The sequence below is a fragment of the Pseudoflavonifractor sp. MCC625 genome, from assembly GCF_018784545.1.
Taxonomy (GTDB): Bacteria; Bacillota; Clostridia; order Oscillospirales; family Oscillospiraceae; genus Pseudoflavonifractor_A; species Pseudoflavonifractor_A gallinarum.
Map to the genome: position 1 here is coordinate 70,617 of NZ_WQOJ01000034.1, position 25,208 is coordinate 95,824.

A 25,208-nucleotide genomic window follows, 5' to 3' on the forward strand; every position below is an offset into this window, starting at 1 on the left:
CAGGAGGTCACGTTTATGCCCGAAATCAAGCAGGATCTGCTGGGATTGCAATATAGTCAGCCCTTTGCCGTGGAGGGAATGCAGGAGGCGGACATCAATCTGAGTCTGTCCCCCGCGGCCGGTTCCTTTGCCACCCTCTACGGCCAGGTAACTGACGGGACGGTGCCCATCCCCGGTGCTACGGTAAAGATCTTTGATGATAAAGGGGTTCCCTTCAAGCACACCATGACCGACGACAACGGTGAGTACACGATGGACGGGATTCCCGCGGGGACCTACACGGTGGCGGCGGTCACGCAGGGCTACCGCCTCAGTCCCGCAGCCGGGGTAACGCTTGCCGTGGGAGACACCACGGAAGTCGCACTGATCTGTGCGCTGGATGCCACGCTGGCGCTGGGCGCCATTGCGGGTGTGGTCCAGGTGATGGAGGGGAGTATGGCCGTCCCGCTGAGCGGGGCAAAGGTCACGCTGAAAAACAGCGGGGATACGGCGATTGCCTCCACCTACACGGCAAAGGACGGGGAGTTTGCCTTCTATGACGTGGCGGACGGCGTGTATACGCTGCTGGCCACGGCCGACGGCTATCTTCCCTCTGCCCCGATGATCGCGACCATTACCGGAGGATCTATTGCCAACATCATCATGACCATGGTGGTGGATACCCGCACCTATAACGGCACGGTAAGCGGGGTGATCCGGGATCAAAGCGGAAACGCGGTGGCCGGGTGCTTTGTGGGGCTGTTTGCGGTAAGTGCCGGGGAAGAGCGGCTCGTTGCCACGACCAAGACGAATACAGAGGGGAAGTATCTCTTTGGCGGCGTTGGCAGCGGGCAGTATATGGTAAAAGCGAAAAAGAGCCAGTAACCTGGAGCTGGACAGGACATTCTTTTTGTCTGTGTGGGGAAGAGGAACGGTCGGAGGACGGATGCCTTCGGCCTACGCCGAAGCAAAGCTGGCTGCGGGTGAGTGCGCCGCTGGGAGCGGCCGGATCCCTTCAGATTACCCTCCAGCGCTGTGGGAGCTGCACGTACTCCAGCCACGAACCCCAGAGCAATGGGATGGCGGTATTTGACCATCTGCGGGCGGGCGCCTATGTGCTTCGCCTGTGGGAGAGAGGTCATGGGGCTTGGTTTTTTCTGCGGCTTGCCCCGGGGCAGGGACTGGTTCTGCGTGCCTCAAAGGATGCCGCTTCTTATGAATGGAATATGGAACGCTGTCCCGGCCTGGAGTGGGGTATGGGATAGAGGCGTACAGCACAAGACGCCGGGGTCCAAAACGGACCCCGGCGTCTCAATATGTGGAAGGGTATGGAGAAGTACCTTAAAAATATGGCACTTCTTTCGAAACGGTATGTCTACAGACCGATTGCGGCGAAGGGTTATACCAGACCCTGGGCCATCATGGCGTTGGACACCTTGAGGAAGGCGGCCACGTTGGCGCCGGAGACAAAGTCGTCGGCGCTCTTGCCATACTCGGCAGCGGCGGAGGACATGTTCTGGTAGATGTTGGCCATGATGCCCTGGAGGCGCTGGTCCACTTCCTCGAAGGTCCAGGAGAGCCGCAGGCTGTTCTGGCTCATCTCGAGCGCGGAGACGGCCACGCCGCCGGCATTGGCGGCCTTGCTGGGGACAAAGAGGATGCCGGCCTGCTCAAAGGCCTCCATGGCCTCCAGCGTGGAGGGCATGTTGGAGCCCTCACAGACCATCCAGCAGCCGTTCTGAATGAGCGCCTTGGCGGCGTCCAGATCGATCTCGTTCTGGGTGGCGCAGGGGAAGGCGATGTCGCAGGGGATGTTCCAGATGCCGCGGAAGCCCTCGTGGTACTCGGCGCTGGGGCGGGCGGAGACATACTCCTTGATCCGGGCACGGCGGACCTCCTTGAGGTCCTGAATCACGGCGATGTCCACGCCGTCCTTATCATAGATGTAGCCGTTGGAGTCGCACATGGCGATGACCGTGGCGCCCAGCTCCTGGGCCTTCTTGGCGGCATAGATGGCCACGTTGCCGGAACCGGAGACGATGACCTTCTTGCCCTCCAGGCTCTTGCCGCGATGGGTGAGGACCTGGTTGGCCAGATAGATCACGCCGAAGCCGGTGGCCTCGGTCCGGGCCAGAGAACCGCCGTAGGTCAGACCCTTGCCGGTGAGCACACCGCAGTACTGACCGGTGATACGCTTGTACTGGCCGTAGAGATAGCCGATCTCACGGCCGCCCACGCCGATGTCGCCGGCGGGCACATCGCAGTCGGGGCCGATGTGACGGTAGAGCTCGGTCATAAAGCTCTGGCAGAAACGCATGACCTCGTTATCGCTCTTGCCCTTGGGGTCAAAGTCACTGCCGCCCTTGCCGCCGCCGATGGGCAGGCCGGTGAGGGAGTTCTTGAAGATCTGCTCAAAGCCCAGGAACTTCATGATGCTCTGGTTGACGCTGGGATGGAAGCGCAGGCCGCCCTTGTAGGGACCAATGGCGCTGTTGAACTGCACCCGGAAGCCGCGGTTGATCTGATATTCGCCCTTGTCATCGACCCAGGGTACCCGGAAGGTGATGATGCGCTCAGGCTCCACCAGGCGCTCCAGCAGCTTGGCGTCGCGGTATTCGGGGTGCTGCTCCACCACACGGCGCAGAGAACCCAGAACCTCGGTAGCGGTCTGAAGGAACTCCGGCTCATAGGCGTTCTTTTCTTTGACGGCGGCTAGTACCTGATCAACATACTCCATAACAAAAGACCTCCTGTTTTGGTTGCGCAGTCCCCGCGATTAGGGGTATTGCGGCGGCTCGGCTGCATTCACTCGGAATCAAACTGCAAGGTATTGAGAGATACGTTGCAATCGGCGGAATGGAGCGCGGAACGGGCCTCGCATCCAAAACTGACTTATACTCCAACTGAAAGCATGGCCTATTATAAAACCAGAAGTAGGGGTGCTGTCAATAGATTTTTCAAAAAAAGAGATAAAATTTGCATGAGTATGAATTAATACTTGCAAAAATGACATCAGATGACGGATGAGTTGTCAGATCATAGCCATAAAGGCCATCGCCTCGGGAGAGAGATTGACCAGCGGGTCCCAGATCAGACAGACACGGGGGCAGAGGGAGAAGGATTCCAGCCGGCGAATGACCAGATTGGGGTCACTGTTGATCGCGGCGGAGGTGTAGGGGGCGATGGCGATGCCGATCCCGGCGCTGGCCCAGCTGAGGGAGGACTGGATCTCGCCGTTTTCACAGATGATGTGGGGACTGAAGCCCCGCTTGCGGCAGGCGCTAAGCAGCATTTCCCGGTAGCGTTGATGGATCACCAGGGGCTTTCCCTGGAGGGCCTCCAGAGGAGTGGAGGCCAGATGCCCCCCCTCGTAGTAGAAATCAAAGAATTGAGGCAGGGCGATGGCCACAAAGTAGTCGTTTTCCCCCGGGCTCAGAACCGGGTCCTGAATGGGGAGGGAACGAAAGCCCGCCACATTGAAGGGCTCACGGACAAAGCCAAAGTCCACATTTCCGCCCTCCAGATCCCGGAGCACCGTGTCGGTGCGGCCTTCACGCACCTGGAAGTGTACATAAGGATATTCGCGGCAGAAGCGCGCTATGATCTGAGGAAGCAGACGATTGTTGACCGAGCCGATGGACCCGATCCGGATCACGGACTCTTTGTTTTGCGCGGCGACCTGAATATCGTGGGCCGTCTCCTCCAGAAGGGCGAGGATGGCCTCCGCCCGCTCCCGCAGCAGGCGTCCTTCCGACGTGATTTCCAGATGGCGCTTATTGCGGATAAAGAGCGGGGTACCCAGCTCCTCCTCCAGGGATTTTAACTGGAGACTTAGGGGAGGCTGAGTGATATTTAGATTCTGTGCTGCTTTGGTCACGCTGCCCATTCGAGTGATCTCCAGAAAGTATTCCAGCTGTTTTAGAGTCATTGCACAAAATACCTCCGTTCTTTTTGACGTTTTAGGAGCGAATTATATATTTAAAATATATATGAACAAAGTTGCAGATTGTAAAAGTATTTGAAAAGAGAGAGGTGAAATGATATAATTTCAGCATAAAAGAAAGAACAAAATTAGTCAATATGTAAAAGTAAAAAGAACAGAAAAGAAAAAATGTAGACATATCAACGGCTTTGTGTCATATAAATTATAATATATAATTTTCGTTGGTTCAAGAGAGCGCAAAAGCATTTGATATGGAAAAGGAAAGCAGGGGTCCGCAGGGGCCCTTACGTCTGTTGAGTATATTGCGTTCCCCGTGTGGAACGTGGTATAAACGCTGGCAATTGGAAGGCGCCAGAAGCCGGCATCGCATTCCCCACCCCCAAAAAAAGCACAGTTGAGTGTAAGTTTCAGAGAGGGAGGAACGTCTATGTCTGAGCAAGCAAACAAGCAAGAACTGACAGGATTCCGCAAGTACATGAAGGAACAGAACATCGAGTTCTCGTTCAACCGCATCTTCATCCAGGGCCTGGGCGGCATGGCGCACGGTCTGTTCGCCTCGCTGCTGATCGGTACCATCCTGGGTACGATCGGTCAGTTCACCCCTGGAGCGGTCGGAACCTTCCTGGCGGAGGTATCGGCCTACACCAAGGAGATCCAGGGTGCAGCCATGGCGATGGCCATCGCTTACGCCATGAAGGCCGATCCCTATGTCCTCTATTCCCTGGCGACCGTTGGCCTGGTGGCCAATAAGCTGGGCGCGGCCGGCGGACCGCTGGCGGTGTATTTCGTCAGCTTGATAGCCATCCTGGCCGGTAAGCTGGTCTCCAAGCGCACACCGATCGACCTGATCATCACCCCCACCGTCACCATCTGTGTGGGTGTTCTGGTTGCCAATCTGATTGCACCGCCCATCGGCTCCTTTGCCGTGTGGCTGGGCACCATCATCATGTGGGCCACCAACCAGCAGCCCTTCCTGATGGGTATCCTGGTGTCGGTCATTGTGGGTATCATTCTGACCCTTCCCATCAGCTCTGCGGCCATCTGCGCCGGCCTGGGTCTGGTAGGCCTGGCCGGAGGCGCGGCGGTTGCCGGCTGCTGTGCTCAGATGGTTGGCTTTGCAGTCTGCTCCTACCGTGAGAACAAGCTCAACGGTCTGGCCTCCATCGGCCTGGGCACCTCGATGCTGCTGGTTCCCAACCTGCTGAAGAAGCCCATCCTCTGGATTCCCCCCACGCTGACCGCCGCCATCACCGGCCCCATTGCCACCTGCCTGTTCAGCCTGCGTATGAACGGCGCGCCCATCTCCTCCGGTATGGGCACCTCCGGTATCGTGGGCCCCATCGGTGTGGTGACCGGCTGGCTGAATCCCTCTGAGGCTGCCGTGAAGATGGGCGAGGTCGCCCTCACTCCCGGCGCGATGGATTGGATCGGCATGATCCTGATCTGCTTCGTCCTGCCCGCCATTCTCTCCTGGGTCATCTCGGAATTCATGCGCAAGAAGGGCTGGATTGAGTTTGGCGACTACAAACTGGTATAAGAGAGACGAAGGGTACAAGGACAGGACCCGGACTTAGTTTCAAACGCTGGCGCCGGGGCTTCCGTTGAAAAATGGATGCCCCGGTTCCTTCCGGCGAAATGATTTGCCGGTACCCACCCATCCAGTTGGGCGGCACTGGTATCACGTTGCAACAGACAAGCAGTGGACGGCAGAAACCGCCCAAAGGTTGAAAGGAGATTGTCATTATGGGTTCCACGATCATCAAAAATATCGGTATGATCCTCAGCGGAGACATCGAGCATCCCGTCCTGGACGGAGATACCATTGTCATCACGGATAAGAAGATCGCAGCTGTCGGCAACAGCAGCGTGGCCGACGGTGTGGAGGCGGACAAGGTCATCGATGCCGCAGGCGCCACCGTGGCCCCCGGTTTCTTCGATACCCATGTACATACCACCATCGGGGATTATGCCCACCGTCAGTTTGCCAGCAACTTCATCGAGGGCGAGCTCCACGGCGGCGTGACCACCATCATCTCCGCTGGTGAGTGCCATATGCCCGGCCGTCCCAAGGACCCCGCCGGCACCAAGGCTCTGGCCATCCTGGCCCACAAGTCCTTCGCAGCCCTCCGCCCCGCCGGCGTCAAGGTCCATGGCGGCAGCGTCATCCTGGAGAAGGGTATGACCGAGCAGGACTTCATCGACCTGAAGGAGCAGGGCGTCTGGACCGTGGGCGAGATCGGCCTGGGCAGCGTGAAGGATCCCGCCGATGCCGCCCCCATGGTGGAGTGGGCCCACAAGCACGGCTTCAAGGTGCAGATGCACACCGGCGGCACCTCCATCCCCGGCAGCTCCACCGTCACCGCTGAGCAGGTCATGGCCACCAAGCCCGACGTCATTTCCCACATCAACGGCGGCCCCACCGCAGTTCCCCTGCACGAGGTGGATAAGCTGATGGACGAGACCGAGTTCGCCATGGAGATCGTCCAGTGCGGCAACCCCAAGGTCACCGACTATGTGGCCCGCCGCGCGCAGGAGAAGGGACAGTTGGGCCGGATCATCTTCGGCAACGACGCCCCCTCCGGCACCGGCATCATCCCCCTGGGTATCCTGCGCAACATCTGCCAGGTGTCCTCCGTTTCCGGCATCCCCGGCGCCCAGGCGGTCTGCATGGCCACCGGCAACAGCGCCAAGGTGTACGGCCTGAACACCGGCGTCATCGCCGTGGGCCGCGAGGCCGATCTGGTGTGCATGGATGCCCCCATGGGCTCCGTGGCCAACACCGCCGCCGAGGCCTTTGAGTGCGGCGACATCCCCGGCATCAGCATCGTGCTCATCGACGGCGAGGTCAAGGTGACCAAGAGCCGCAACACCCCGCCCTGCAAGCGCGCGGCCAAGGTGGTATAAAAACAGAAGACCCGGTCCGCTCCGGGGATTGGAGACGCCGGAGCGGACCCAGGTATAGAAGGAGGCGAGACCGCCATGGTCGTGGTGAATCAGGAGGCCTGTAAGGGCTGTACCCTGTGTGAAAAGAATTGTCCGCTGGATGCGGTCCACATTGTGGAGCGCAAAGCGGTGGTCGATGAAGAGAAGTGTGCCGAGTGCGGCATCTGTACCCGCGTTTGTAAGTTCGGCGCCATTTCCCGTCCGGAGAAGTCCACGGATGGGAGCGTGGTATGTTCCTCCTGCCCGGTGCAGTGCCATGTGCCCGTGGGACATACCGGTGCCTGTAAGCGCTATACCAATGAGAACGGCAAGCTGGTGCGCAACCGGAAGCTGGTGCTCCAGAACGACGCCGTACATTATCCGGATTCCCGCCTGAATGGGCCCGTCATTACCGCCGTGGGCGCGGGAACCAACTATCCCTGTATCCGTCCCGCTCCCCACATCGTCTCGGAGGTCCGGGACGGGGTGGAGGTCGTCACGGTGGTCACCGAGGCGCCTCTGAGCTATTCGGGCGTCACGGTCAAGCTGGATACCAATACCTACATCGGAGAAGAGGGCGATCCCGTCTACCGGGACGGCAAGCTGGTTGGCATGGTCAACACGGAGGAGTACGACTCCAAGATGATCGCCGTGGGCGGCGCCAATAAGCTGACCGGCCCCGACGGCTTTACCGTGGCCCGCACCATCGTGGAGCTGGCCAACGGCGAAGAGGTGGAGCTCTCGGTCAACAAGAAGATCAAGATCCGCGTCCAGGCCGGGAAGGCCCCCGTCATCAACGGCGTGGAGGAGTCCAAGATGCGCATCGGCTGCGGCAGCGCCACCGTGGGACTCTTTGCCAAGAAGATGAAGGAAGCGGTGGACGAGGTCATCGTCATCGACCACCATGTGGTGGGCCTCTTCACCGAGCATCTGGCCGGCGCTGAGGTGGGCATGGAGTGGAGCGGCGTGGTGCCCAACGCCACCAAGTCCTCCCGGGGCCGTTACTTCGGAGAGCATGGCACCGGAATTGGCGGCACCACCATTGCCACCCCCCGGGATGCCATCAAGAGCGTGGACATGACCCGGGCCAAGGCCGGAATGCAGATCCTGGTGACCAACACCACCGGCGAGATCCGCGCCCTCTTTGAGGTCCAGGCTGACGGCGATGTGAAGGAGATCCCCCTGACCGAAAAGGCCGCGGCCCTGGCCGACGACATTACCAACAACTGTGAGTCCTCTCTGGCCTCTGTCATGTACGTAGGCGGAACCGGCGGCAGCGCCCGAGGCGGCGTATGCTCCAAGCCGGTGGCCATCACTAAGGCGGTCCATGAGGGCAAGGCAGTGCTGACCGTGGGCGGCGCCCCCGCCTACGTGCTCCCCGGCGGCGGCATCAACTTTATCGTGGATGCCGGCAAGGTGGTGGACCACGGCTTTACCTGGGTGCCCACCCCCGCCACGGTGGCTCCGGTGGAATACACCATGACAAGAGCCGACTATGAGGCCATCGGCGGCCACATGGACTGCATCCGTCCCGCGGAGGAACTCCGCAAGGAAGTGGAGCAGGGGTAAGCCTATGACAGCGGATGTGATGCAGAACCTGAAACCGGGACAGGTGTTCGTGGATTTTGGACCCGTCTCCATGGTGATCACCGCCAGCCGGAACGGGGAAGGGGATACGCAGCTGTGCCGCGCGGCATTCCCGGTCATTGCCGCCTGTCTGGAGGATCTGCGTCCATCCCTGGAGATGCTCCGCCGGTATCCCCCCCAGGTGGAGCTGGAACAGCTTACCGGAGCGGGTGAGACCATGGCCCGTGCGGTACTCCGGACCGGAGACCCCTGGCTCACCCCCATGGCGGCGGTGGCCGGAACGGTGGCCGACGCGGTAGCCGATTTCCTCTTTGCGCAGGGGGCCGAGAAAGTCACCGCCAACAACGGCGGAGACATCGCCCTCCGCCTGGCGCCCGGCCAGAGCCTGGGGCTTGGCGTACTCTATGATCTGGAGCGGGGCGGAGTGGACCGGGTGGTCCACCTGACCGCCGAAAAGGGCGTGGGCGGAGTCGCCACCAGCGGGCTGGGCGGACGGAGCCTGACCACTGGAATCGCCAGTGGAGTGACGGTTTTCTCCCGCCGCTGCGCACAGGCCGACGCCCTGGCCACCCTGCTGGCCGACCGCTCCTGCATCGACTCCCCGGCCGTCCATACCCGTCTGGCGGGCGAGCTGGACCCGGACAGTGACATTGCAGACCTCCCTGTGGTGGTGTCCGTGGAGCCCCTGAGCCGGGAGGAGAAGGAACGGGCGCTGGGACAGGTGCTGCGGGAGGCGGAGGAGCAGTACCGCAGAGGAAACCTTTTGGCCTGCATCGCCACGGTGCAGGGCGTGACCGTCACCTATGACCCAAATGGAATTTTGGAAGAGAATATAACCTAGTTTTGAATAAAAGGAGTGTTTTTCCATGAAAGAGCCTAAGATTCGCAAGATCGTCACCAACCTGGAAGAAGTCTTTTACGAGGGCGGCGCGGACATGCCCGTAGAGAACGGCGAGAAGAAGTCCATCAAGACGGTCTCCATGGCGGCGGTCATCAAGAATCCCTATGCCGGCAAGTGGCAGGAGGATCTGAGCGAGCTGACCGAGTACGGTGAGTATCTGGGCGATCTGCTGGCCCGCAAGGGTGCGGAGCTGCTGGGCGCCGAGAACGTGGAGACCTACGGCAAGGGCTGCCTGGTCGGCGTGGACGGCGAGCTGGAGCACTCCTCCGCCATGCTGCATCCTAAGGCCGGCAAGCCCATCCGTGACGCCATCGGCGGCGGCAAGTCTATCATCCCCTCCAACGAGAAGGTGGCCGGCGTGGGCGCCTCCCTGGACATCTCCCTGCATTACAAGGATGCCGCCTTCGTGCGCACCCACTACGGCTCCTTCGAGGTCCGTGTGCCCGACGCCCCCAAGGCCGATGAGATCATCATGGCCGTGGTCCTCTCCGACGGCGGCCGTCCCCATGCCACCGTCAACGGCGCTGGCCGGATCGGCGGCCTCCAGAAGTCCGAAGCCAAGTGCGAGGATGGCCTGCGCTGATCCGTACCAAGCCAATGCATGACTGAGGTGCCCCCTCCGTCCGTCCGATCCGGCGCTCGGAGGGGGCTTTTTCAAAATCACCGCATGACACACCGATGTAACGTAAGGATATGCGCGGGTCGTTGCGGATCCCGACTGAGACAAAGCAGAGAGAACGCGCAGTCGTGGTCCGCAACGGCCCGAAGGATGGAAATTTGAGAAGTGGAGTGGTTAAAGATGAAAATTGGATTTATCGGTCTGGGCGCCATGGGTAAGCCTATGGCCTGCAATCTGATCGCCGCCGGCTATGAAGTGCACGCCTTCGACGTGGTGGAGGCTGCGGTAAAAGAGATGGAGGGCAAGGGCGCCATCGGCGCCGCCACCGCCGGAGAACTGGCCGCCCGGGTGGACGTCATCATCTGCTCCCTCCCAAACGCCAAGATTGTAGAGGGCGTGATGACCGGCAAGGGAAGCGTCTTTGACAACTGCAAGAAGGGCACCGTTATCATCGACATGAGCTCCGTGGCCCCCAACAGCACCAAGGCTATGGCCCAGAAGGCGGCCCAGAAGGGGATCTCCTACATCGACGCCCCGGTCAGCGGCGGCGTGTCCGGCGCCACCGCCGGCACCCTCACCATCATGGTGGGCGCCGACGACGAGACCTTCCAGAAGGTCAAGCCCGTGTTCGATGTGCTGGGCAAGAACATCTACCACATCGGCGAGGTGGGCGGCGGCGACGCCATCAAGATGGTCAACAACCTCCTGCTGGGCTGCAATATGGCGGCTCTGGCCGAGGCCCTGACCCTGGGCGTCAAGTGCGGATTGTCGGTGGAGACCATGAAGGAGGTCATCTCGGTCAGCTCGGGCCGGAGCTATGCTCTGGACGCCAAGCTGGAGAAGTTCATCATGGCCGACCAGTTCACCGGCGGCTTTGCCGTGGATCTCCAGTACAAGGACCTGGGCCTTGCCCTGGAGGCCTCCCGGGATGAGAAGGTGCCCCTGCCCATGACCGCCGCTGCGGTGCAGGTCTATGAGGCGGCCCGGGCCAAGGGCCAGGGCCGGGAGGACATGTCCTCCGTGGTCAAGGTCTGGGAGGACCTGACCGGCGCCAAGATCCGCGGGACCGGAAAATAAGGCGGCCTGCGCACAGAAAGGAGTTATGTGGTGATGAAGCCATTTACTTATCATGCCCCCCGCTCTGTGGAGGAGGCCCTCTCCCTGCTGGAACAGCATCAGGCCAGCTGCGCCGTGGTGGCCGGCGGCACCGACGTGGTCATCGAGCTCAACGAAGGGGTCAAGCGCCCCGAGCATGTCATTGATATCAGCAAGATTTCCGAGCTGCGCTATGTGAAGGAAGAGGACGGCCTGGTCAAGCTGGGCGCGCTGGATACCTTCACTTTCCTGGAGCGCCACCCCTATGTGCAGGAGCATCTGCCCGCCCTCTATGAGACGGTCATCCATGTGGGCTCCCCCCAGATCCGGAACCTGGGCACCATCGGCGGCAACGTGGTCAACGCCTCTGTCGCCGGCGACTCGCCCACGGTCTTCCTCACCTACGGGGCCGAAGTGGTGCTCAAGAGCACCCGCGGCGAGCGGATCATGACCATTGAGGAGTTCAACCAGGGCCCGGGCAACTGCCAGATCCGGCCCGACGAGCTGCTCACCGAGGTGCGCTTCCCCGCCCCCGGCAAGGACGAGGCGGTGGGATACTTCAAGATCGGCAAGCGCAAGTCCCTGGCCATTGTGGTGCTGGCGGTGAGCGTGTACATCAAGCGCACCGCGGACAACCGGGTGGAGGATGCCCGGGTGATCCTGGGCGCCGTGAGCAAGCACCCCATGCGTGTACCCGCGCTGGAGGAGGCCCTGAAGGGACTTCCTCTGACGAAGGAGGCTCTGGAGGGGACCCTGCCGCTCTTTACCGACGCGGTGCAGGCGGCCATCGCCAACCGGCCCTCGGTCGTCTACAAGCGGGAGGGTGTCCGGGGCGCCGCCCGCCGGTGCTTTGATCAGATCCTCACCCAGTTTGGCCTGATGTGAGGCGAGGAGGAAGCAGAGATGGAACAGATCACGATTCGATTCAACCTCAACGGCCGGGACGTCTCGGTTCAGGCCGATCCCAATAAGCGCCTGGTGGACTTCCTGCGGGAGGACATGGGCATGCTCAGCGTCAAGGAAGGCTGCGGCGAGGGCGAGTGCGGCGCCTGCACCGTTATCTACAACGGCGAGGCGGTGACCTCCTGCCTGATGCTGGCCGGCCAGGTGGAGGGCGGAAGCGTCATCACCCTGGAGGGCGTGGGCAAGGAAAACGGCGAGCTGGACGAGATCCAGCAGGCCTTTGTGGAGGCGGGCGCGGTACAGTGCGGCTACTGCACGCCGGGCATGATCCTCTCGGCCAAGGCCCTTCTGGACCGCAATCCCAAGGCCACCCATGAGGAGATCCGCCGGGCCATGTCCGGCAATCTCTGCCGCTGCACCGGTTACAGCAAGATCATCCAGGCCGTGGAGATGGCCCGGGACGCGAAGGGAGGGGCTGCCGTATGAAGCCGGAGACCAAGGTTTTAGAGCAGGAAAAGCTGGAGGTGACCAGCGCGGTCCAGGCCAGCCACGCGGTTCTGGGCAAGAGCGTGGTCAAGAAGGACACCATGGAGAAGGTCCGGGGGACCGCCCGCTTTGCCGCCGATCTGGAGATGCCCAACATGCTCTACGGCGGGGTGTTCCGCAGTACGATCACAGCCGGATACATCAAGTCCTTTGATCCCTCCGCGGCGCTCGCCATTCCGGGGGTAGCCTGTGTGCTGACCTCCAAGGACATTCCGGGCAAGAACCGCATCGGCATCATCCTCAAGGATGAGCCCATCCTAGTGGACGACAAGATCCGCCGCTATGGCGACGCCATTGCCGTGGTGGCAGCCGAGACGCCCGACCTGCTGGAGGACGCGCTGGCGGCCATCCGGGTGGAGTATGAGGAGATCGAGCCGGTCCTCTCGGTGGAGCGGGCCGCCCAGGCCGACGCCCCCAAGATCCACGGGGACACCAATGTCCACCAGAGCAAGCACCTGGAGCACGGAAATGTGGATGAGGCCTTTGCCAAGTGCGACATCATCATCGAGAACGACTATGAGACCCCCATGCTCTCCCACATGTTCATTGAGCCCGACGGCGGCCTGGCCAGCTATGAAAACGGCATCATGACGGTGTACGCCTCCACGCAGAACCCCCACTATGACCGGGGCGAGGTGGCGGCCATGCTGAACTTCCCCAACAACCGGGTCAGCTCGGTGCAGGTGACCACCGGCGGCGGCTTCGGCGGCAAGCTGGATATCTCGGTCCAGTGCCATGCGGCCCTGCTCTCCTACTATACCAACCGCCCGGTCAAGATGGTGCGCAGCCGGAAGGAGTCCACCATGGTCTCCTCCAAGCGCCACCCCATGAAGATGCACTATAAGACCGGCGCCACCAAGGACGGCAAGATCCTGGCCGTGGAGGCCACGCTGCTGGGCGATACCGGCGCCTATGCCTCCTATGGCCCCGCGGTCATCACCCGCGCCGCCGTCCATGCGGCCGGCCCCTATGAGATCCCCAACGTCCGGGTGGACGCCACCTTCTACTATACCAACAATCCCATGGCGGGCGCCTTCCGCGGCTTCGGCGTGCCTCAGGTGGCCGTGGCCCATGAGGGTCAGATGAACGCACTGGCCAAGGCGCTCAACATGGACCCCATCGACATCCGCATCCTCAATGCCCACCGTCCGGGCTCCATGACGGCCACCGGTCAGGTGTTGGACGACGGCGTGGGATTTGTGCAGTGCCTGGAAGCGGTGAAGAAAAAGGCGGCGGAAGTCCTGCCTCCCTGTGTGCCCACCGCGCCCCATAAGCGCCGCGGCAGAGGATACGGCGCCATGTACTACGGCATCGGCAACACCGGCCTTCCCAACCCGGCGGGCGCTTTCGTGGAAGTGCTCCCCGATGCCAGCGTCAACCTGATGGTTGGCTGCGCCGACATCGGCCAGGGCTCCACCTCCGCCATGGCCCAGATCGCCGCGGAGGAGCTGGGCCTCGAATATGAGGACATCCGGGTCACCGCCGCCAATACCCAGGTCACCCCCGAGGGCGGCGCCACCTCCGCCAGCCGCCAGACCTTTATTTCGGGCAGCGCCACCATGCTGGCGGCCCGCATGGCCAAGGCAACCCTGGCCGAAGTGGCATCGGCTTATCTGAAGGTCCCGGTGGAGGGGCTTGTATTCCGGCATCGGGAGATCTTCTCCGCTGCCGACCCCACGGTCAAGATGACCTATCCGGAGCTGATGGGTGAGATGAAGCGCCTGGGCAAGCTGGCGCTGGGCTGCGGCTCCTATAACCCCAAGACCACCGGACTCAACCCCGCGGATATGTTCGGTATTCCCTTCGAGGTGTACTCCTACGCCGCCACTCTGGTGGACCTGGAGGTGGACACCGAGACCGGTCTGGTGGATGTGCTCAACGTGATCTCGGCCCACGATGTGGGCACCGCGGTCAACCACCAGGCGGTGGAAGGACAGATCGAGGGCGGCGTGGTCATGGGTACCGGCTTTGCCCTGCTGGAGAAGATCGAGACCAAGGACGGACGCATCACCAACCCGGTGTTCTCCAAGTATCTGCTGGCCACCTCCATGGACGCCCCCACCATCTACCCCATCGTGGTGGAGAGCGGCAACGGAGAGGCCGGACCCTTCGGCGCCAAAGGCGTGGGCGAGCCCGCCCTAATCCCCACCATCCCGGCGACCGCCGACGCGGTGGAAAATGCGCTGAACATCCGCTTCGGCAAGCTTCCCATCCAGCACCTGGACATCATGCGGGAGCTGAACAAGAAATGACCCATAGGCGGAGGGACCCGTGGGTCTCTCCGCCTGTTTCCCTGTGATACAAACCGGAACGAATTGGAGTGAACGGCTATGAACTGTATCGAGCGGTACCTGGCCCAGGCCGCCGGTGTGGCCGAGGCCAGACCGGGACAGGACCTGTCCTGCCGGGTCAGCTATGTGGCGGCCCATGATGTGACCGCCCCCATTGCCATCAATATGTTTCGCCAGATCGGCGTGAAGAAGGTCTTTGATCCCGACCGGGTGATCCTGATTGTGGATCACATCTACCCCGCCGCCAGCGAGAAGGCCCGCAACAGCGTGTGGGCCATGGACGATTTTGCACGGGAGTTTGGGGTCCACCTCTACCAGCGGGGCGAGGGCGTGATCCATCAGCTTATGTATGAGAAGCACCGGGCCAAGCCCGGAGAACTGGTGGTCATCGCCGACTCCCACACCGGGACCTGCGGCGGCTACGGCGCCATCGGCGTGGGCGTGGGATCCACCGAGCTGGCCGCTGCCATGGCCACCGGAAAGCTGGACCTGGAAGTCCCTGAGGTGGTCCAGATCTATCTGAGCGGAAAACGGCCCGCCAATGTGTTCGGCAAGGACCTGATCCTCTACCTGGGCAGCCTCTTCGGCACCGATTACCTGGTGGACCGGGCCCTCCTCTTTACCGGCCCCGGCATTGCCGACTTCCCGGTGGAGGAGCGGATGACCGTGTGCAACATGGGCATTGAGCTGGGCGCTATGATCACCCTCTTCGGCACCGAGGAAAAGGAGCCGGACACCGTGGAGACCCGCGAGCTGGACCTCTCCGCCATGGAGCCCCAGATCGCCCGGCCCTTCTCTCCGGCCAATGTGGTGCCGGTGAAGGAAGTGGCAGGCACCAAGGTCACCCAGGTGGTGGTGGGCTCCTGCACCAATGGACGCCTCAACGACATGGAGCAGGTGGCCAAGGCTTTCCGTGGAAAGCATGTCCACCCCGATGTGAATACCCTCATCGTCCCCGCCTCCCGGGAGGTGCTGGACCAGATGGAGGAGCGGGGCTGGTGCAAGATCATCCGGGACGCGGGCGCCACCGTCCTCAACCCCGGATGCGGCCCCTGCTTCGGCGCCCATGAGGGCCTGACCAGCGAGCGGGACGTGGTGGTCTCCACCACCAACCGCAATTTCCCCGGGCGCATGGGCAGCATGAAGGCCAATATCTATCTGGCCTCGCCGGCCACCGCCGCGGCCACCGCTCTGGCGGGGGTCATCACCGTGCCGGAGAAGGAGGACTGACATGGAAATCATCAAGGGAAAGATCATCGTCCTGGGGGACGATGTGGACACCGACCAGATCCTCCCCGGCTATGCCATGGCCGAGCCCTATGACAAGCTGGGCGGCTTTGCCATGGCGGGACTGGCCGGACTGGATTTCAACGCCGTCTATGAGCCGGGCAGCATCCTGGTGGCCGGGCGCAACTTTGGCTGCGGCTCCTCCCGGGAGCAGGCCCCCATTGCCCTCAAGCAGCGGGGCGTGTCCCTCATCATGGCCAAGGGCTTTGCCCGGATCTTCCGCCGTAACTCCATCAACATCGGACTTCCGGTGTGGGCGGCCGATTTGGCCGGACAGGTCAAGACCGGCGACCTGGCGGAGGTGGACCTGGAGCAGGGCAAAGTGACGGTGAACGGAGTGGAGTACACCTTCCCGCCTCTGGCGGAAAATGTATTGAAGACACTGGCCTATGGCGGCCTGATCCCCCGGGTCCGCGCCGAGCTGGGAATGGAGTGAGTGAATATGGATATGCAGGAAAAAACCAAACGGATCATCCGGGAAGATATTGAGGCGGTCCGCGCCTATGCCGACTGCTTCGGCGTGGAGATGCCCGATCTGGACGAGAACGGAGAAGTGGTGGGCCTTCCCGCCCCCTATCCCAGAGAGGTGGCGGGCGTGGTCCGCAGCGGCTACCGCATCCATGAGCTGGCCCTGAAGGCCAGAGAGCGGGGCTGGCCGGTTCAGAACCCCATCCTGGGGCGCAACACCGCCGAGGAGACCCTCAAGGAGTCCAAGGAGATGTACGCCTTTGCCGAGAAGTTCGACGAGACCATCTTCCACTTTGTCCACTCGGAGGCTACCCGCCACATCGATCCTCTGAAGGGGCGGGAGCTCATTGAGCAGTCCCGGGGCAAGGGCGGCATCACCCCCAAGGGCGAGCGGGAGTTTATTCAGATGGGCGGCGGTTCCCGCCATCCGGTGCGCATCAACGCCACGGGCGATACCCCCCATCTTTCCATTCTGAACGCTCTCATCGCGGGCTTTGACGGCACCGACATCGGCCCCGTCATCCACGTCCACTTCGGCGGACGCGGCATCCACGACTACCGCACCAAGGTGGTCAACGGCTATAAGGCCCTCCAGATCTGCGCCGAGAACAAGATCTATGTGCAGCTGGATTCCCACAAGCATCTGAATAACATCGGCGGTACCGACGGTATGGCCCTGGCCATGTGCCTGCTGGCCGAGGGTCTGGCCATCCACGCCGGACTGCCCCGGGAGCTCTCCGCCATTCAGATGAACATTGCGGGCATCAACATCTTTGCCGACCTGGCCCTGATGCGGGCCTTCCGGGAGACCCTGTGGAGCGACGGACTCATCGTGGTGCCTGAGACCTTCCAGAGCCCTCCGGGCGACCTGATCGCCGAGGCGGCCCACTTCGCCCGCATGGCGGTCAACGCCAAGCTGGGCGGCGCCGACTTCTACCGGCCCAAGGCGGCCGAGAGTGTGGGCATCCCCACCGGCGACTCCATGGGCCGTGCCATTTGGGGCACTGAGAACGTATTCACCAACACCTATGCCGTGGACATCGAGGACAGCCGCATCACCGAGCGCAAGGCGGAGATCCTGGAGGAGGCCATGGCGGTGCTGGAGGCGGTGCTCCACCTGCCCGAGCGCAGCCTGAAGCCCAAGGACATCACTCCCGCCTTCTGGATGCAGTGGAAGGACACCGAGCTCATCGACCTCATCGTGGAGGGCGGCAAGAGCGGCCGGATGGACTGCCCCCGTGCCGGCGGCTGGGACCTGAAGCGGTTCGTCAAGGTCAACCGGGACCCCGACGGGATCAAGCGCTACGTGCCCGGCTACACACCTCTGGGGATCGATCCCAGCCGGGTGGCCGTCACCAAGGAGGACATCCAGGTGGAGCCCGAGAAGGAGCCCACCCGTCCCGAGAAGATCGTGCTGGCCACGGTGGGCGCCGATGCCCACGTCAACGGCATCAATCTCATCCGGGAGACCTTCCAGCACGCGGGCTATGAGGTGGTCTTCCTCCGGGGCATGAACCTGCCCGAGACCGTGGCTGAGGTGGCGGCTGAGGCCAACGCCGACGCCGTGGGCGTGAGCAACCTGCTGGGCCTGGGCGGCACCCTCTTCCCCCGTGTGGAGCAGCGGCTCAAGGAGCTGGGCCTGCGGGACAAGATGGTGGTCTGGGCCGGCGGACGCATCGCCGAGAAGGAAGAGGAGCACCAGTATTACGAGGAGAAGATCAAGAAGGAGGGCGTGAGCTTCCTGGGCGTAGACGCCTTCTTTGGACCGGACTCCACCCCCGAGCAGTGCCTGGAGACCATCACCCGGCTCATCCAGGAGAAGAAGGCAAAGCAGTAAGAGACCCCATTTTTCAGACAGGAGGCTGTGAGAACCATGAGCGAGCAAAAACGAATTCCCCTTGTCATCATGCGCGGCGGCACCAGCAAGGGTATCTATATCAAGGAAAACGACCTGCCCACCGATCCCAAGGAGCGGGATGAGCTGATCCTGCGGCTGTTCGGCAGCCCCGATGTGCGCCAGATCGACGGCCTGGCGGGTGCGGACCCCCTGACCAGCAAGCTGGCCATCATCGGGCCTCCCTCCCGGCCGGACGCCGATGTGGACTACACTTTCGCTCAGGTCTCCATCACCGACCGGGTGGTGGACTACAAGGGCAACTGCGGCAACATCTCCTCCGGCGTGGGTCCCTTTGCCATTGACGAGTCCCTGGTCAAGGCGGTGGAGCCGGTGACCCGGGTGCGCATCCACAATACCAACACGGGCAAGATGCTCTATGCCGAGGTCCAGGTGAAGGACGGCAAGGCCCGGGTCAAGGGAGACTGCGCCATCGCCGGCGTGCCCGGCACCAGCGCCCCCATCCTGCTGGACTTTGCCTCCACCGCGGGCGCGGCCACCGGCAATGTCCTGCCCACCGGCCACCCGGTGGACACCCTGGAGACCAGCCGGGGCCCCATTGAGGTTTCCATCGTGGACGTGGCCAATCCCTGCGTCTTTGTCCGCGCGAAGGATGTGGGTATGAAGGGGACCGAGACCCCCGACGTCATCGACGGCAACAAGGAGCTGCTGGCCTATCTGGAAGAGATCCGCTCCAAGTGCTGCGCCATGATCGGCATGGCCAAGGACCCCGCCGACGCCACCAAGCATTCTCCCGCCTTCCCCATGGTGGCCTTTGTCACTGAGGCGGCCGACTATGTGGACTTCACCAGCGGCAAGACCATCCATAAGGAGGATGTGGACTTTGTCTCCCGCCTGATGTTCATGCAGGTGCTCCACAAGACCTATGCCGGCACCGCGACCGCCTGCACCGGCGCGGCGGCCAAGATCAAGGGCACCATCGTCAATCAGGTCATCCCCCACATCGATGAGATCGACACCATCCGGATCGGCCATCCCGCCGGCGTCATCCCCGTGGTGGCCGCCGTGGAGGGCAACGAGGTGAAGAAGTCGGCGCTGGTGCGCACCGCCCGCCGTCTCATGGAGGGCTATGCCCTGGTGCCCGACGAGGACTGAGCAAAACGGGAGGAGTGCCACATGCGTGCCAATACGCTGGTCTACGACGTAGGCAGTACCTATACGAAAGCGGCTGCCTTCCGGCTGGAGCGGGGTAAATTCACCTTTCTGGGCCGGGGTCAGTCCCTGACCACACTGGACAACATTATGGACGGGGCGGCCCGGGCCGAACAGAGCATCCGGGAGCAGGGCGTGGACTTTGACGAGACGGTACAGCGGTACAGCTCCTGCAGCGCCGCCGGCGGCCTGCGGATGGTGGCCCTGGGGTATATGCCCCGGGTCACCGCCAAGGCGGCCAAAGAGGTCTCCATGACTGCGGGAGCCCGGGTCATGCAGGTGGTCTCGGCCGAGGAGCCACTCGCCTACCGGAAAGAGGTGCTCCTGGAGATCAACCCCGACATTATCCTGCTCTCGGGCGGGACAGACGGGGGAGATGAGAGCTGTGCCCTGGAAAACGCGGAGATGATCTGCGAGCTCCACAGCCGGGCCACCGTCATCATCGCCTGCAACAAATATGCCCAGCGGGAGGTGGCCGAAAAGCTGGCCCGGGCTGGGGTGTCCTATGTACGGGTGCCCAACATCATGCCCACCATCCACGAGCTCAACGTAAAGCCCGCCCGGGAGGCCATCCACGAGCAGTTCATCAAACAGATCACCCGGGCCAAGGGCCTGATGGAGTTCCGGGACAGTCTGGCCGACCACACAGTGGTCCCCACCCCCGGCGCGGTGCTGCTGGCCAGCGAGCTGCTGGCCCGGGGCACCTATGAGCAGGAGGGGGCGGGCTCCCTCATCCTGGTGGATATCGGCGGTGCCACCACCGACATCCACTCCATCCTGCCGGAGCTGGAAAAGCTCACCATTGAGGAGCGGGGCCTGGTCATCAACAACGAAAAGCAGTTTGCCTACCGCACGGTGGAGGGCAACCTGGGCCTGCGGGTGAGTGCCACCGGCATCCCCGAGGCAGTGGGACCCAACGCCATCCTCCGGGCCATGGACGACCCGGATGGGACGACCCCGGAGGGGGTGCTGGCCTTTGCCCAGAAGCTGGAGGACCAGCCCGACTACATCCCCCAGACCGAGGAGGAGCGGATGCTGGAGCGAGCCATGGCCACCTGCGCCATCCGCACGGCTCTGCGCCGCCATGCGGGCCACTACGCCGAGGTGGAGGACCCGGTCATGGGCATCATGGCGGGAACCGCCATGGGACGCGATCTGCGCCATGTGCACCGGGTGCTCTGTGTGGGCGGCATCTTCGTCCACACCGAGGAGGAGGCGGGACGGACCATGGTCCTGCGGAGCTTTGAGGAGCCGGGGATCTCCCTCCTCCCGCTGGAGGAGCCCGATGTGATCCTGGACCGGAATTATCTCCTCTACGCCATGGGCGTTCTGGGCAAGCACTATCCCGACGCGGCCTGCTCCTTCCTCAAGGAGTATGTGGGAGCCGCAACGGAAGAATAAATGATCTAAAACATCAAATGTAGGAGTGATTTTCATGAACGGACCGAAGAAGATCCGGGAGCTCTTTGCTTCCAAGAAGACCATTGTGGCGCCCGGAGCCCATGATATGCTTACCGCCAAGATCATCGGCCGCCTGGGCTTTGACGCGGTATATATGACCGGCTACGGCCAGTCCGCCAGCCATCTGGGTAAGCCCGACGTGGGCCTCATGACCATGAGCGAGATGGTGGCCCGGGCCGCCAACATGGTGGAGTGCGCCGGCGTCCCCGTGATCGCCGATGCGGACACCGGTTTCGGCAACGCGGTCAATGTGATGCGCACCGTCCGGGAGTATGAGAAGGCCGGCGTGGCCGTCATTCAGCTGGAGGACCAGGTCATGCCCAAGAAGTGCGGCCACATGGTGGGCCGTGAGGTCATCCCCATGGAGGAGATGGTGGGCAAGATCAAGGCAGCGGTGGACGCCCGGGTGGATCCCAACTTCATGATCATGGCCCGCACCGACGCCCGCACGGTCCACGGCATCGACGCCGCGCTGGAGCGTGCCCATGCTTATAAGGAGGCCGGCGCCGACATCCTCTTCGTGGAGTCTCCCGAGTCCGAGGAGGAGATGCGCCGCATCAATGAGGAGCTGCCCGGCTGCCTGACCCTCGCCAACATGGTGGAGGGCGGCCGTACCCCTATGTTCAAGAACGCTCAGCTCTCCGAGTTTGGCTACAACCTCATCATCTACCCCACCGCTTCGGTCTATGTGACCACCAAGGCCATGGTGGACCTGTGGGAGGGCATGCGCCGGGACGACACCACTGAGACCCTCATCGACACCATGATCCCCTTCGCCCAGTTCAATGAGATCATGGGACTGCCCGAGATCCGGGCCATCGAGGCCAACTACGCCACCGGCCGCGTGGTAAAGTAAGACGACCCATTCGTCATATACGGAAAAAGGAGGAGAACCAATGCCTGACATGAGAGCTGCGATCCAGGAAAAACTGCCCCTGACCGTCAGTGAGATGGTGGCCGTCGCGCAGGAATACGGCGTGCGAGTGGTGGACGTGGTCCTGGTGGAGACCGAGCTGCGCACCGGCAAGTCCCGGGAGGAGATCCTCACGGGGATCATGGAAGAATATGCCCACAACCTCAAGGCAGTGGAGATCGGTGTCAAGGACGGCGAGAGCATCCTGTTGGGCACGGTAGCCTCCCAGCTGGCCGCGCAGGAGGGAAGCAAATGCTTTGAGGACTCCTTCCTGGACGACGCCCTGCTCTACACCCTGGGCGCCCAGGTGGGCAACCACTGCGTGGGTCTGCGCCCCTGCGCCGGAACGGGCGATTCCTGTCCCTACTCCGGCTTCATCAAGGCCATGATGGTCCACGGCTATGATGACAAGACGGTGGCCGAGACCGCCGCGCTGGTCATCAAGATCGGAAGCCTGTTCCGGGTGGGCAAGGTGACCACCGGGTGCAATATGGAGGGCTTCGGCGCCGGTTCCGCCTGCATTGCGGCGGCCACCGTCTCCATCGGGGGCGGTACCCCCGGGCAGATGGAGAAGGCCATGGTGCTGGCCCTCTCGCCCACCATCGGCGTGCCCTGTACTCCCCGGGTACTGGTGCCCGCCCTGTGCACCACCCACGTGGGCGGCGCCATCCTGATGGGTATGTATGCCGGTCGGCTGTGCATGAAGGTGGATATGACGGTCAACGTCCCCTTTGACGTGATGCTGGCCATGGCCGCAGAGGTCCATGTGGAGTCGGGCCGCCACCTGGTACCCACCGTGGTGGAGTATATGGAGCCCTTCTTCAAGCGTAAGCCCGCGGTGGAATCCCTGGTGAGCCAGGCCGTCCGGGATGCCGAGGCCAAGAAGATGGCCGAGACGCTGGAAAAGGCCAAGGCCAAGGCCAAGCAGCTGGCCCAGGGGACCGAGAGTATTCTCCACACCCTGGGAGACGCTGTGGTGGGCGGAAGCAGCCAGGCGGTGGGCAGCCCCACCAACGCCGCTCGCATCTGCCATGAGCTGGTCAAGGGGACCATCCGCAAGGTACGGGTGGAGCTCTATCCCGAGCTGTTTGCCCGTCGTTCCATCAACATCCCGGGCGTTCTGATGGGCGCGGTGTACGGGGCATCCACCTCGGACTATGCCATGTACAACAAGGCCGTGCAGATGGTGAAGGACGACGGGATCGAAGTGGAGATCGTAGAGGGACATGAGCCCTCTCTCCAGAAGATCACCATTACCACCGATGAGATGACCTGTATGGTGGATACCCTCAACCGCGGCGGCGGCCGCCTGGTGCTGCGGGATGCCTCCCCGTCCCTGGCCCAGGCGGAGGAAGCGGCAAAGCGGCTGGGGATCGTCCTGGTACAGCCGTAAGACACGGTGATATGCACTGCGCCCCCGGACCTGGGAAGAGGACCGGGGGCGCAGTTTGCCAAATCAGAATAGGAGGCGCGGCATATGCTGCATTTAAAGGAATATCTGCCCAAACTGAACCAGGGCCTGGCCCTGGATGTGGGGACCCGGTTTGGAGAATTTGCCTTCAGCCTGGCGGAGGTCATGCCGGAGGGCTCCCGGATCATCGGCCTGGACAGCGATCCCCGGACCGTGGAGCAGGCCCGGGAGAAAAACGGGGACAAGGGGATCGAGTTCCAGGTGGGAGAGGGGGCCCATATGGAGTTTGCCGACGGTACCTTTGAGGTGGTGGCCCTCTCCAACACCCTGCACCACATCGAGGATTATGACGCAGTGCTCCGTGAGATGCTCCGGGTGCTGCGGCCGGGCGGGTGGCTGGTCATCAATGAGATGTTCTCCGACGGTCAGAACCGTCTTCAGCAGGTCCACTTTGCCCAGCATACGCTGGAGGCTAAGCTGGATATGCTCTCGGGCGGCTTTCAGCGTCCCACCTGGAAGAAGGAGGAGATCCTTGCCATCCTGAGCCGCCTTCCGCTCCAGGAGGTGCGCACGGCAGAGCTTCTGGAGGAGCCCGAGATGGACCGGAAGCTGGAGACCAAAAATGCCAAGCTGGTAGAGCTGGTGGAAAAGAAGGCGGCCGGTAAGCCGGAGTATGAGGTGCTTCTGGAAGAGGCGCAGCAGATCCAGAAGGACTGCGCCGCATATGGTATCCAGCGCTGTACCCAGCTGCTCTATCTGGGAAAAAAGGAATAAAAAACAGGCGGGAGGATCGGTCAGATCCTCCCGCCTGCATGTTTGATGGGGAGATGTTATCGGATGTGGGTCCGCAGGAGACCCACGCCCTGGATCTCGCACTCCACGGTGTCGCCGCTCTTGAGCCAGCGGGGCGGGTCAAAGCCCATGCCCACCCCGGCGGGGGTGCCGGTGGCGATGATGTCGCCGGGCTCCAGTGTGATGCCATGGGAGAGCTCAGAGATGAGATGGGGGATGTCCGCAAGAAACAGCCGGGTATTGCTGCTCTGACGCAGTTCGCCGTTGACTCGGCTGCACACGTCCACCTCAATGGGGAAGGGAAGGGCGCTCTTGTGGACCAGTGTGGGACCCATGATGGCAAAGCCGTCCAGGCTCTTGCCCCGGTACCACTGGTTGTGCCGCATCTGGATGCCCCGGGCCGACATGTCATTGAAAACGGAGTAGCCAAAGATATAGTCCTCCGCCTCCTCCGGGGCCACATTGCGGCATTCCCGGCCGATGACAACGGCCAGTTCCACCTCGTAGTCCAGACAGGGGTCCAGATCCAGATGACCGTCAATCGTGGCGTCATGGGGCGTCATGATGTGGGCGCGCTTGGAGAAATAGACGCTGTCCTGATGGGCGATCTTGCCCATTGCGGCCTCGCTCTCTTCCAGGTGGTCCCGGTAGTTGACGCCCACACACAGAATATCATGGCAGGGCTTTGGGATGGGCGCGAGCAGCTGCACGGAGGAGAGGGGCGTTCCCTCCGACTGCGCCGACGCCGACGCAGCCCGGGCCAGCAAGTCCGGACCGGCGTCGGCGATGAAGGCGGTCAGAGTGGACCACGCGCCCAGACCCGCTTCCTCCAGGGAGAGCACCCGCTGCCGGTCCGCGGTGAGCAGACCGGGCAGCTGGATGCCGTCCCGCAGAAAGGTCACGAATTCCATGGGATGGTACACCTCTTATTCAGATGAGAGTAAATTACACGTAGTTGCACACGCGGGCAATGGCCATTTCCATGTAGCCGAGAGACTCGGCCTTGGTCTGCTTGCCGCTGGC

At 62.4% G+C, this 25,208-nt stretch carries 21 protein-coding genes; 18 read left to right on the forward strand and 3 right to left on the reverse strand.

Annotated features, from left to right (window positions below; all coding sequences use genetic code 11):
• Positions 1-15 precede the first annotated feature (15 nt).
• Positions 16-864, forward strand: a complete 849-nt coding sequence (locus GPK94_RS12325; protein WP_215655951.1) for a carboxypeptidase-like regulatory domain-containing protein — start codon at positions 16-18, stop codon at positions 862-864.
• Between the two features lie 514 nt (positions 865-1,378).
• On the opposite strand, the gene gdhA is transcribed toward GPK94_RS12325, so the two are convergent.
• Both gdhA and GPK94_RS12335 read right to left on the reverse strand, forming a co-directional pair.
• Complete coding sequence (gene gdhA / locus GPK94_RS12330) at positions 1,379-2,716, reverse strand: NADP-specific glutamate dehydrogenase (RefSeq protein ID WP_193538306.1); 1,338 nt, start codon at positions 2,714-2,716, stop codon at positions 1,379-1,381.
• Between the two features lie 294 nt (positions 2,717-3,010).
• Positions 3,011-3,907 (reverse strand): LysR family transcriptional regulator, encoded by an 897-nt coding sequence (locus GPK94_RS12335; protein WP_215655952.1) that lies wholly within the window; start codon positions 3,905-3,907, stop codon positions 3,011-3,013.
• A gap of 442 nt (positions 3,908-4,349) precedes the next feature.
• Between GPK94_RS12335 and GPK94_RS12340 the strand changes: the two genes are divergently transcribed.
• From GPK94_RS12340 to GPK94_RS12420, 17 genes are all read left to right on the forward strand, one after another.
• Positions 4,350-5,459, forward strand: coding sequence for a PTS sugar transporter subunit IIC (locus GPK94_RS12340; protein ID WP_215655953.1), 1,110 nt, complete (start codon positions 4,350-4,352; stop codon positions 5,457-5,459).
• Between the two features lie 206 nt (positions 5,460-5,665).
• A complete protein-coding gene (locus GPK94_RS12345; protein WP_101691455.1) occupies positions 5,666-6,826 on the forward strand; it encodes an amidohydrolase family protein in 1,161 nt (386 codons plus the stop codon).
• Positions 6,827-6,901: 75 nt separating this feature from the next.
• Entirely contained in the window at positions 6,902-8,413 is a 1,512-nt protein-coding gene (locus GPK94_RS12350; protein ID WP_215655954.1) for a 4Fe-4S binding protein, read from the forward strand.
• 4 nt (positions 8,414-8,417) lie between these two features.
• Positions 8,418-9,272, forward strand: a complete 855-nt coding sequence (locus GPK94_RS12355; RefSeq protein ID WP_215655955.1) for a hypothetical protein — start codon at positions 8,418-8,420, stop codon at positions 9,270-9,272.
• A gap of 25 nt (positions 9,273-9,297) precedes the next feature.
• Complete coding sequence (locus GPK94_RS12360) at positions 9,298-9,915, forward strand: amino acid synthesis family protein (protein ID WP_215655956.1); 618 nt, start codon at positions 9,298-9,300, stop codon at positions 9,913-9,915.
• Between the two features lie 216 nt (positions 9,916-10,131).
• Positions 10,132-11,028: an NAD(P)-dependent oxidoreductase gene (locus tag GPK94_RS12365; protein ID WP_186963996.1), complete on the forward strand. Its 897-nt coding sequence runs from the start codon at positions 10,132-10,134 to the stop codon at positions 11,026-11,028.
• Positions 11,029-11,061: 33 nt separating this feature from the next.
• The gene (locus GPK94_RS12370; protein ID WP_215655957.1) at positions 11,062-11,931 is read left to right on the forward strand and encodes a xanthine dehydrogenase family protein subunit M; all 870 of its coding nucleotides are present in this window, start codon (positions 11,062-11,064) and stop codon (positions 11,929-11,931) included.
• Positions 11,932-11,949: 18 nt separating this feature from the next.
• Entirely contained in the window at positions 11,950-12,435 is a 486-nt protein-coding gene (locus GPK94_RS12375) for a (2Fe-2S)-binding protein (protein WP_101691450.1), read from the forward strand.
• On the forward strand, positions 12,432-14,747 hold the full coding sequence (locus tag GPK94_RS12380) for a xanthine dehydrogenase family protein molybdopterin-binding subunit (RefSeq protein ID WP_101691449.1): 2,316 nt from the start codon (positions 12,432-12,434) through the stop codon (positions 14,745-14,747). The genes GPK94_RS12375 and GPK94_RS12380 overlap by 4 nt, the downstream gene beginning before the upstream one ends.
• A 78-nt stretch (positions 14,748-14,825) precedes the next feature.
• The gene (locus GPK94_RS12385; RefSeq protein ID WP_215655958.1) at positions 14,826-16,016 is read left to right on the forward strand and encodes an aconitase/3-isopropylmalate dehydratase large subunit family protein; all 1,191 of its coding nucleotides are present in this window, start codon (positions 14,826-14,828) and stop codon (positions 16,014-16,016) included.
• A gap of 1 nt (position 16,017) precedes the next feature.
• A complete protein-coding gene (locus GPK94_RS12390; protein WP_101691447.1) occupies positions 16,018-16,509 on the forward strand; it encodes a 3-isopropylmalate dehydratase in 492 nt (163 codons plus the stop codon).
• A gap of 6 nt (positions 16,510-16,515) precedes the next feature.
• The gene (locus tag GPK94_RS12395) at positions 16,516-18,378 is read left to right on the forward strand and encodes a cobalamin-dependent protein (RefSeq protein ID WP_252192626.1); all 1,863 of its coding nucleotides are present in this window, start codon (positions 16,516-16,518) and stop codon (positions 18,376-18,378) included.
• 36 nt (positions 18,379-18,414) lie between these two features.
• Entirely contained in the window at positions 18,415-19,551 is a 1,137-nt protein-coding gene (locus GPK94_RS12400; RefSeq protein WP_101691445.1) for a PrpF domain-containing protein, read from the forward strand.
• A 21-nt stretch (positions 19,552-19,572) separates the two neighbouring features.
• Complete coding sequence (locus tag GPK94_RS12405) at positions 19,573-21,009, forward strand: glutamate mutase L (protein ID WP_215655959.1); 1,437 nt, start codon at positions 19,573-19,575, stop codon at positions 21,007-21,009.
• A gap of 34 nt (positions 21,010-21,043) precedes the next feature.
• On the forward strand, positions 21,044-21,925 hold the full coding sequence (locus GPK94_RS12410; protein ID WP_101691443.1) for an isocitrate lyase/PEP mutase family protein: 882 nt from the start codon (positions 21,044-21,046) through the stop codon (positions 21,923-21,925).
• A 40-nt stretch (positions 21,926-21,965) separates the two neighbouring features.
• Positions 21,966-23,375, forward strand: a complete 1,410-nt coding sequence (locus tag GPK94_RS12415) for a serine dehydratase (RefSeq protein WP_215655960.1) — start codon at positions 21,966-21,968, stop codon at positions 23,373-23,375.
• 84 nt (positions 23,376-23,459) lie between these two features.
• Complete coding sequence (locus tag GPK94_RS12420) at positions 23,460-24,167, forward strand: class I SAM-dependent methyltransferase (RefSeq protein WP_215655961.1); 708 nt, start codon at positions 23,460-23,462, stop codon at positions 24,165-24,167.
• A gap of 56 nt (positions 24,168-24,223) precedes the next feature.
• On the opposite strand, the gene GPK94_RS12425 is transcribed toward GPK94_RS12420, so the two are convergent.
• Positions 24,224-25,096: a fumarylacetoacetate hydrolase family protein gene (locus tag GPK94_RS12425; RefSeq protein WP_101691440.1), complete on the reverse strand. Its 873-nt coding sequence runs from the start codon at positions 25,094-25,096 to the stop codon at positions 24,224-24,226.
• Between the last annotated feature and the right edge of the window lie 112 nt (positions 25,097-25,208).

What these genes read in the sequence shown, in the direction of transcription:
- GPK94_RS12325 (WP_215655951.1), top strand. Translation starts at nt 16, where the DNA reads ATGCCCGAAATCAAGCAGGATCTGCTGGGATTGCAATATAGTCAGCCC.
- gdhA (WP_193538306.1), bottom strand. Translation starts at nt 2,716, where the DNA reads ATGGAGTATGTTGATCAGGTACTAGCCGCCGTCAAAGAAAAGAACGCC.
- GPK94_RS12335 (WP_215655952.1), bottom strand. Translation starts at nt 3,907, where the DNA reads ATGACTCTAAAACAGCTGGAATACTTTCTGGAGATCACTCGAATGGGC.
- GPK94_RS12340 (WP_215655953.1), top strand. Translation starts at nt 4,350, where the DNA reads ATGTCTGAGCAAGCAAACAAGCAAGAACTGACAGGATTCCGCAAGTAC.
- GPK94_RS12345 (WP_101691455.1), top strand. Translation starts at nt 5,666, where the DNA reads ATGGGTTCCACGATCATCAAAAATATCGGTATGATCCTCAGCGGAGAC.
- GPK94_RS12350 (WP_215655954.1), top strand. Translation starts at nt 6,902, where the DNA reads ATGGTCGTGGTGAATCAGGAGGCCTGTAAGGGCTGTACCCTGTGTGAA.
- GPK94_RS12355 (WP_215655955.1), top strand. Translation starts at nt 8,418, where the DNA reads ATGACAGCGGATGTGATGCAGAACCTGAAACCGGGACAGGTGTTCGTG.
- GPK94_RS12360 (WP_215655956.1), top strand. Translation starts at nt 9,298, where the DNA reads ATGAAAGAGCCTAAGATTCGCAAGATCGTCACCAACCTGGAAGAAGTC.
- GPK94_RS12365 (WP_186963996.1), top strand. Translation starts at nt 10,132, where the DNA reads ATGAAAATTGGATTTATCGGTCTGGGCGCCATGGGTAAGCCTATGGCC.
- GPK94_RS12370 (WP_215655957.1), top strand. Translation starts at nt 11,062, where the DNA reads ATGAAGCCATTTACTTATCATGCCCCCCGCTCTGTGGAGGAGGCCCTC.
- GPK94_RS12375 (WP_101691450.1), top strand. Translation starts at nt 11,950, where the DNA reads ATGGAACAGATCACGATTCGATTCAACCTCAACGGCCGGGACGTCTCG.
- GPK94_RS12380 (WP_101691449.1), top strand. Translation starts at nt 12,432, where the DNA reads ATGAAGCCGGAGACCAAGGTTTTAGAGCAGGAAAAGCTGGAGGTGACC.
- GPK94_RS12385 (WP_215655958.1), top strand. Translation starts at nt 14,826, where the DNA reads ATGAACTGTATCGAGCGGTACCTGGCCCAGGCCGCCGGTGTGGCCGAG.
- GPK94_RS12390 (WP_101691447.1), top strand. Translation starts at nt 16,018, where the DNA reads ATGGAAATCATCAAGGGAAAGATCATCGTCCTGGGGGACGATGTGGAC.
- GPK94_RS12395 (WP_252192626.1), top strand. Translation starts at nt 16,516, where the DNA reads ATGGATATGCAGGAAAAAACCAAACGGATCATCCGGGAAGATATTGAG.
- GPK94_RS12400 (WP_101691445.1), top strand. Translation starts at nt 18,415, where the DNA reads ATGAGCGAGCAAAAACGAATTCCCCTTGTCATCATGCGCGGCGGCACC.
- GPK94_RS12405 (WP_215655959.1), top strand. Translation starts at nt 19,573, where the DNA reads ATGCGTGCCAATACGCTGGTCTACGACGTAGGCAGTACCTATACGAAA.
- GPK94_RS12410 (WP_101691443.1), top strand. Translation starts at nt 21,044, where the DNA reads ATGAACGGACCGAAGAAGATCCGGGAGCTCTTTGCTTCCAAGAAGACC.
- GPK94_RS12415 (WP_215655960.1), top strand. Translation starts at nt 21,966, where the DNA reads ATGCCTGACATGAGAGCTGCGATCCAGGAAAAACTGCCCCTGACCGTC.
- GPK94_RS12420 (WP_215655961.1), top strand. Translation starts at nt 23,460, where the DNA reads ATGCTGCATTTAAAGGAATATCTGCCCAAACTGAACCAGGGCCTGGCC.
- GPK94_RS12425 (WP_101691440.1), bottom strand. Translation starts at nt 25,096, where the DNA reads ATGGAATTCGTGACCTTTCTGCGGGACGGCATCCAGCTGCCCGGTCTG.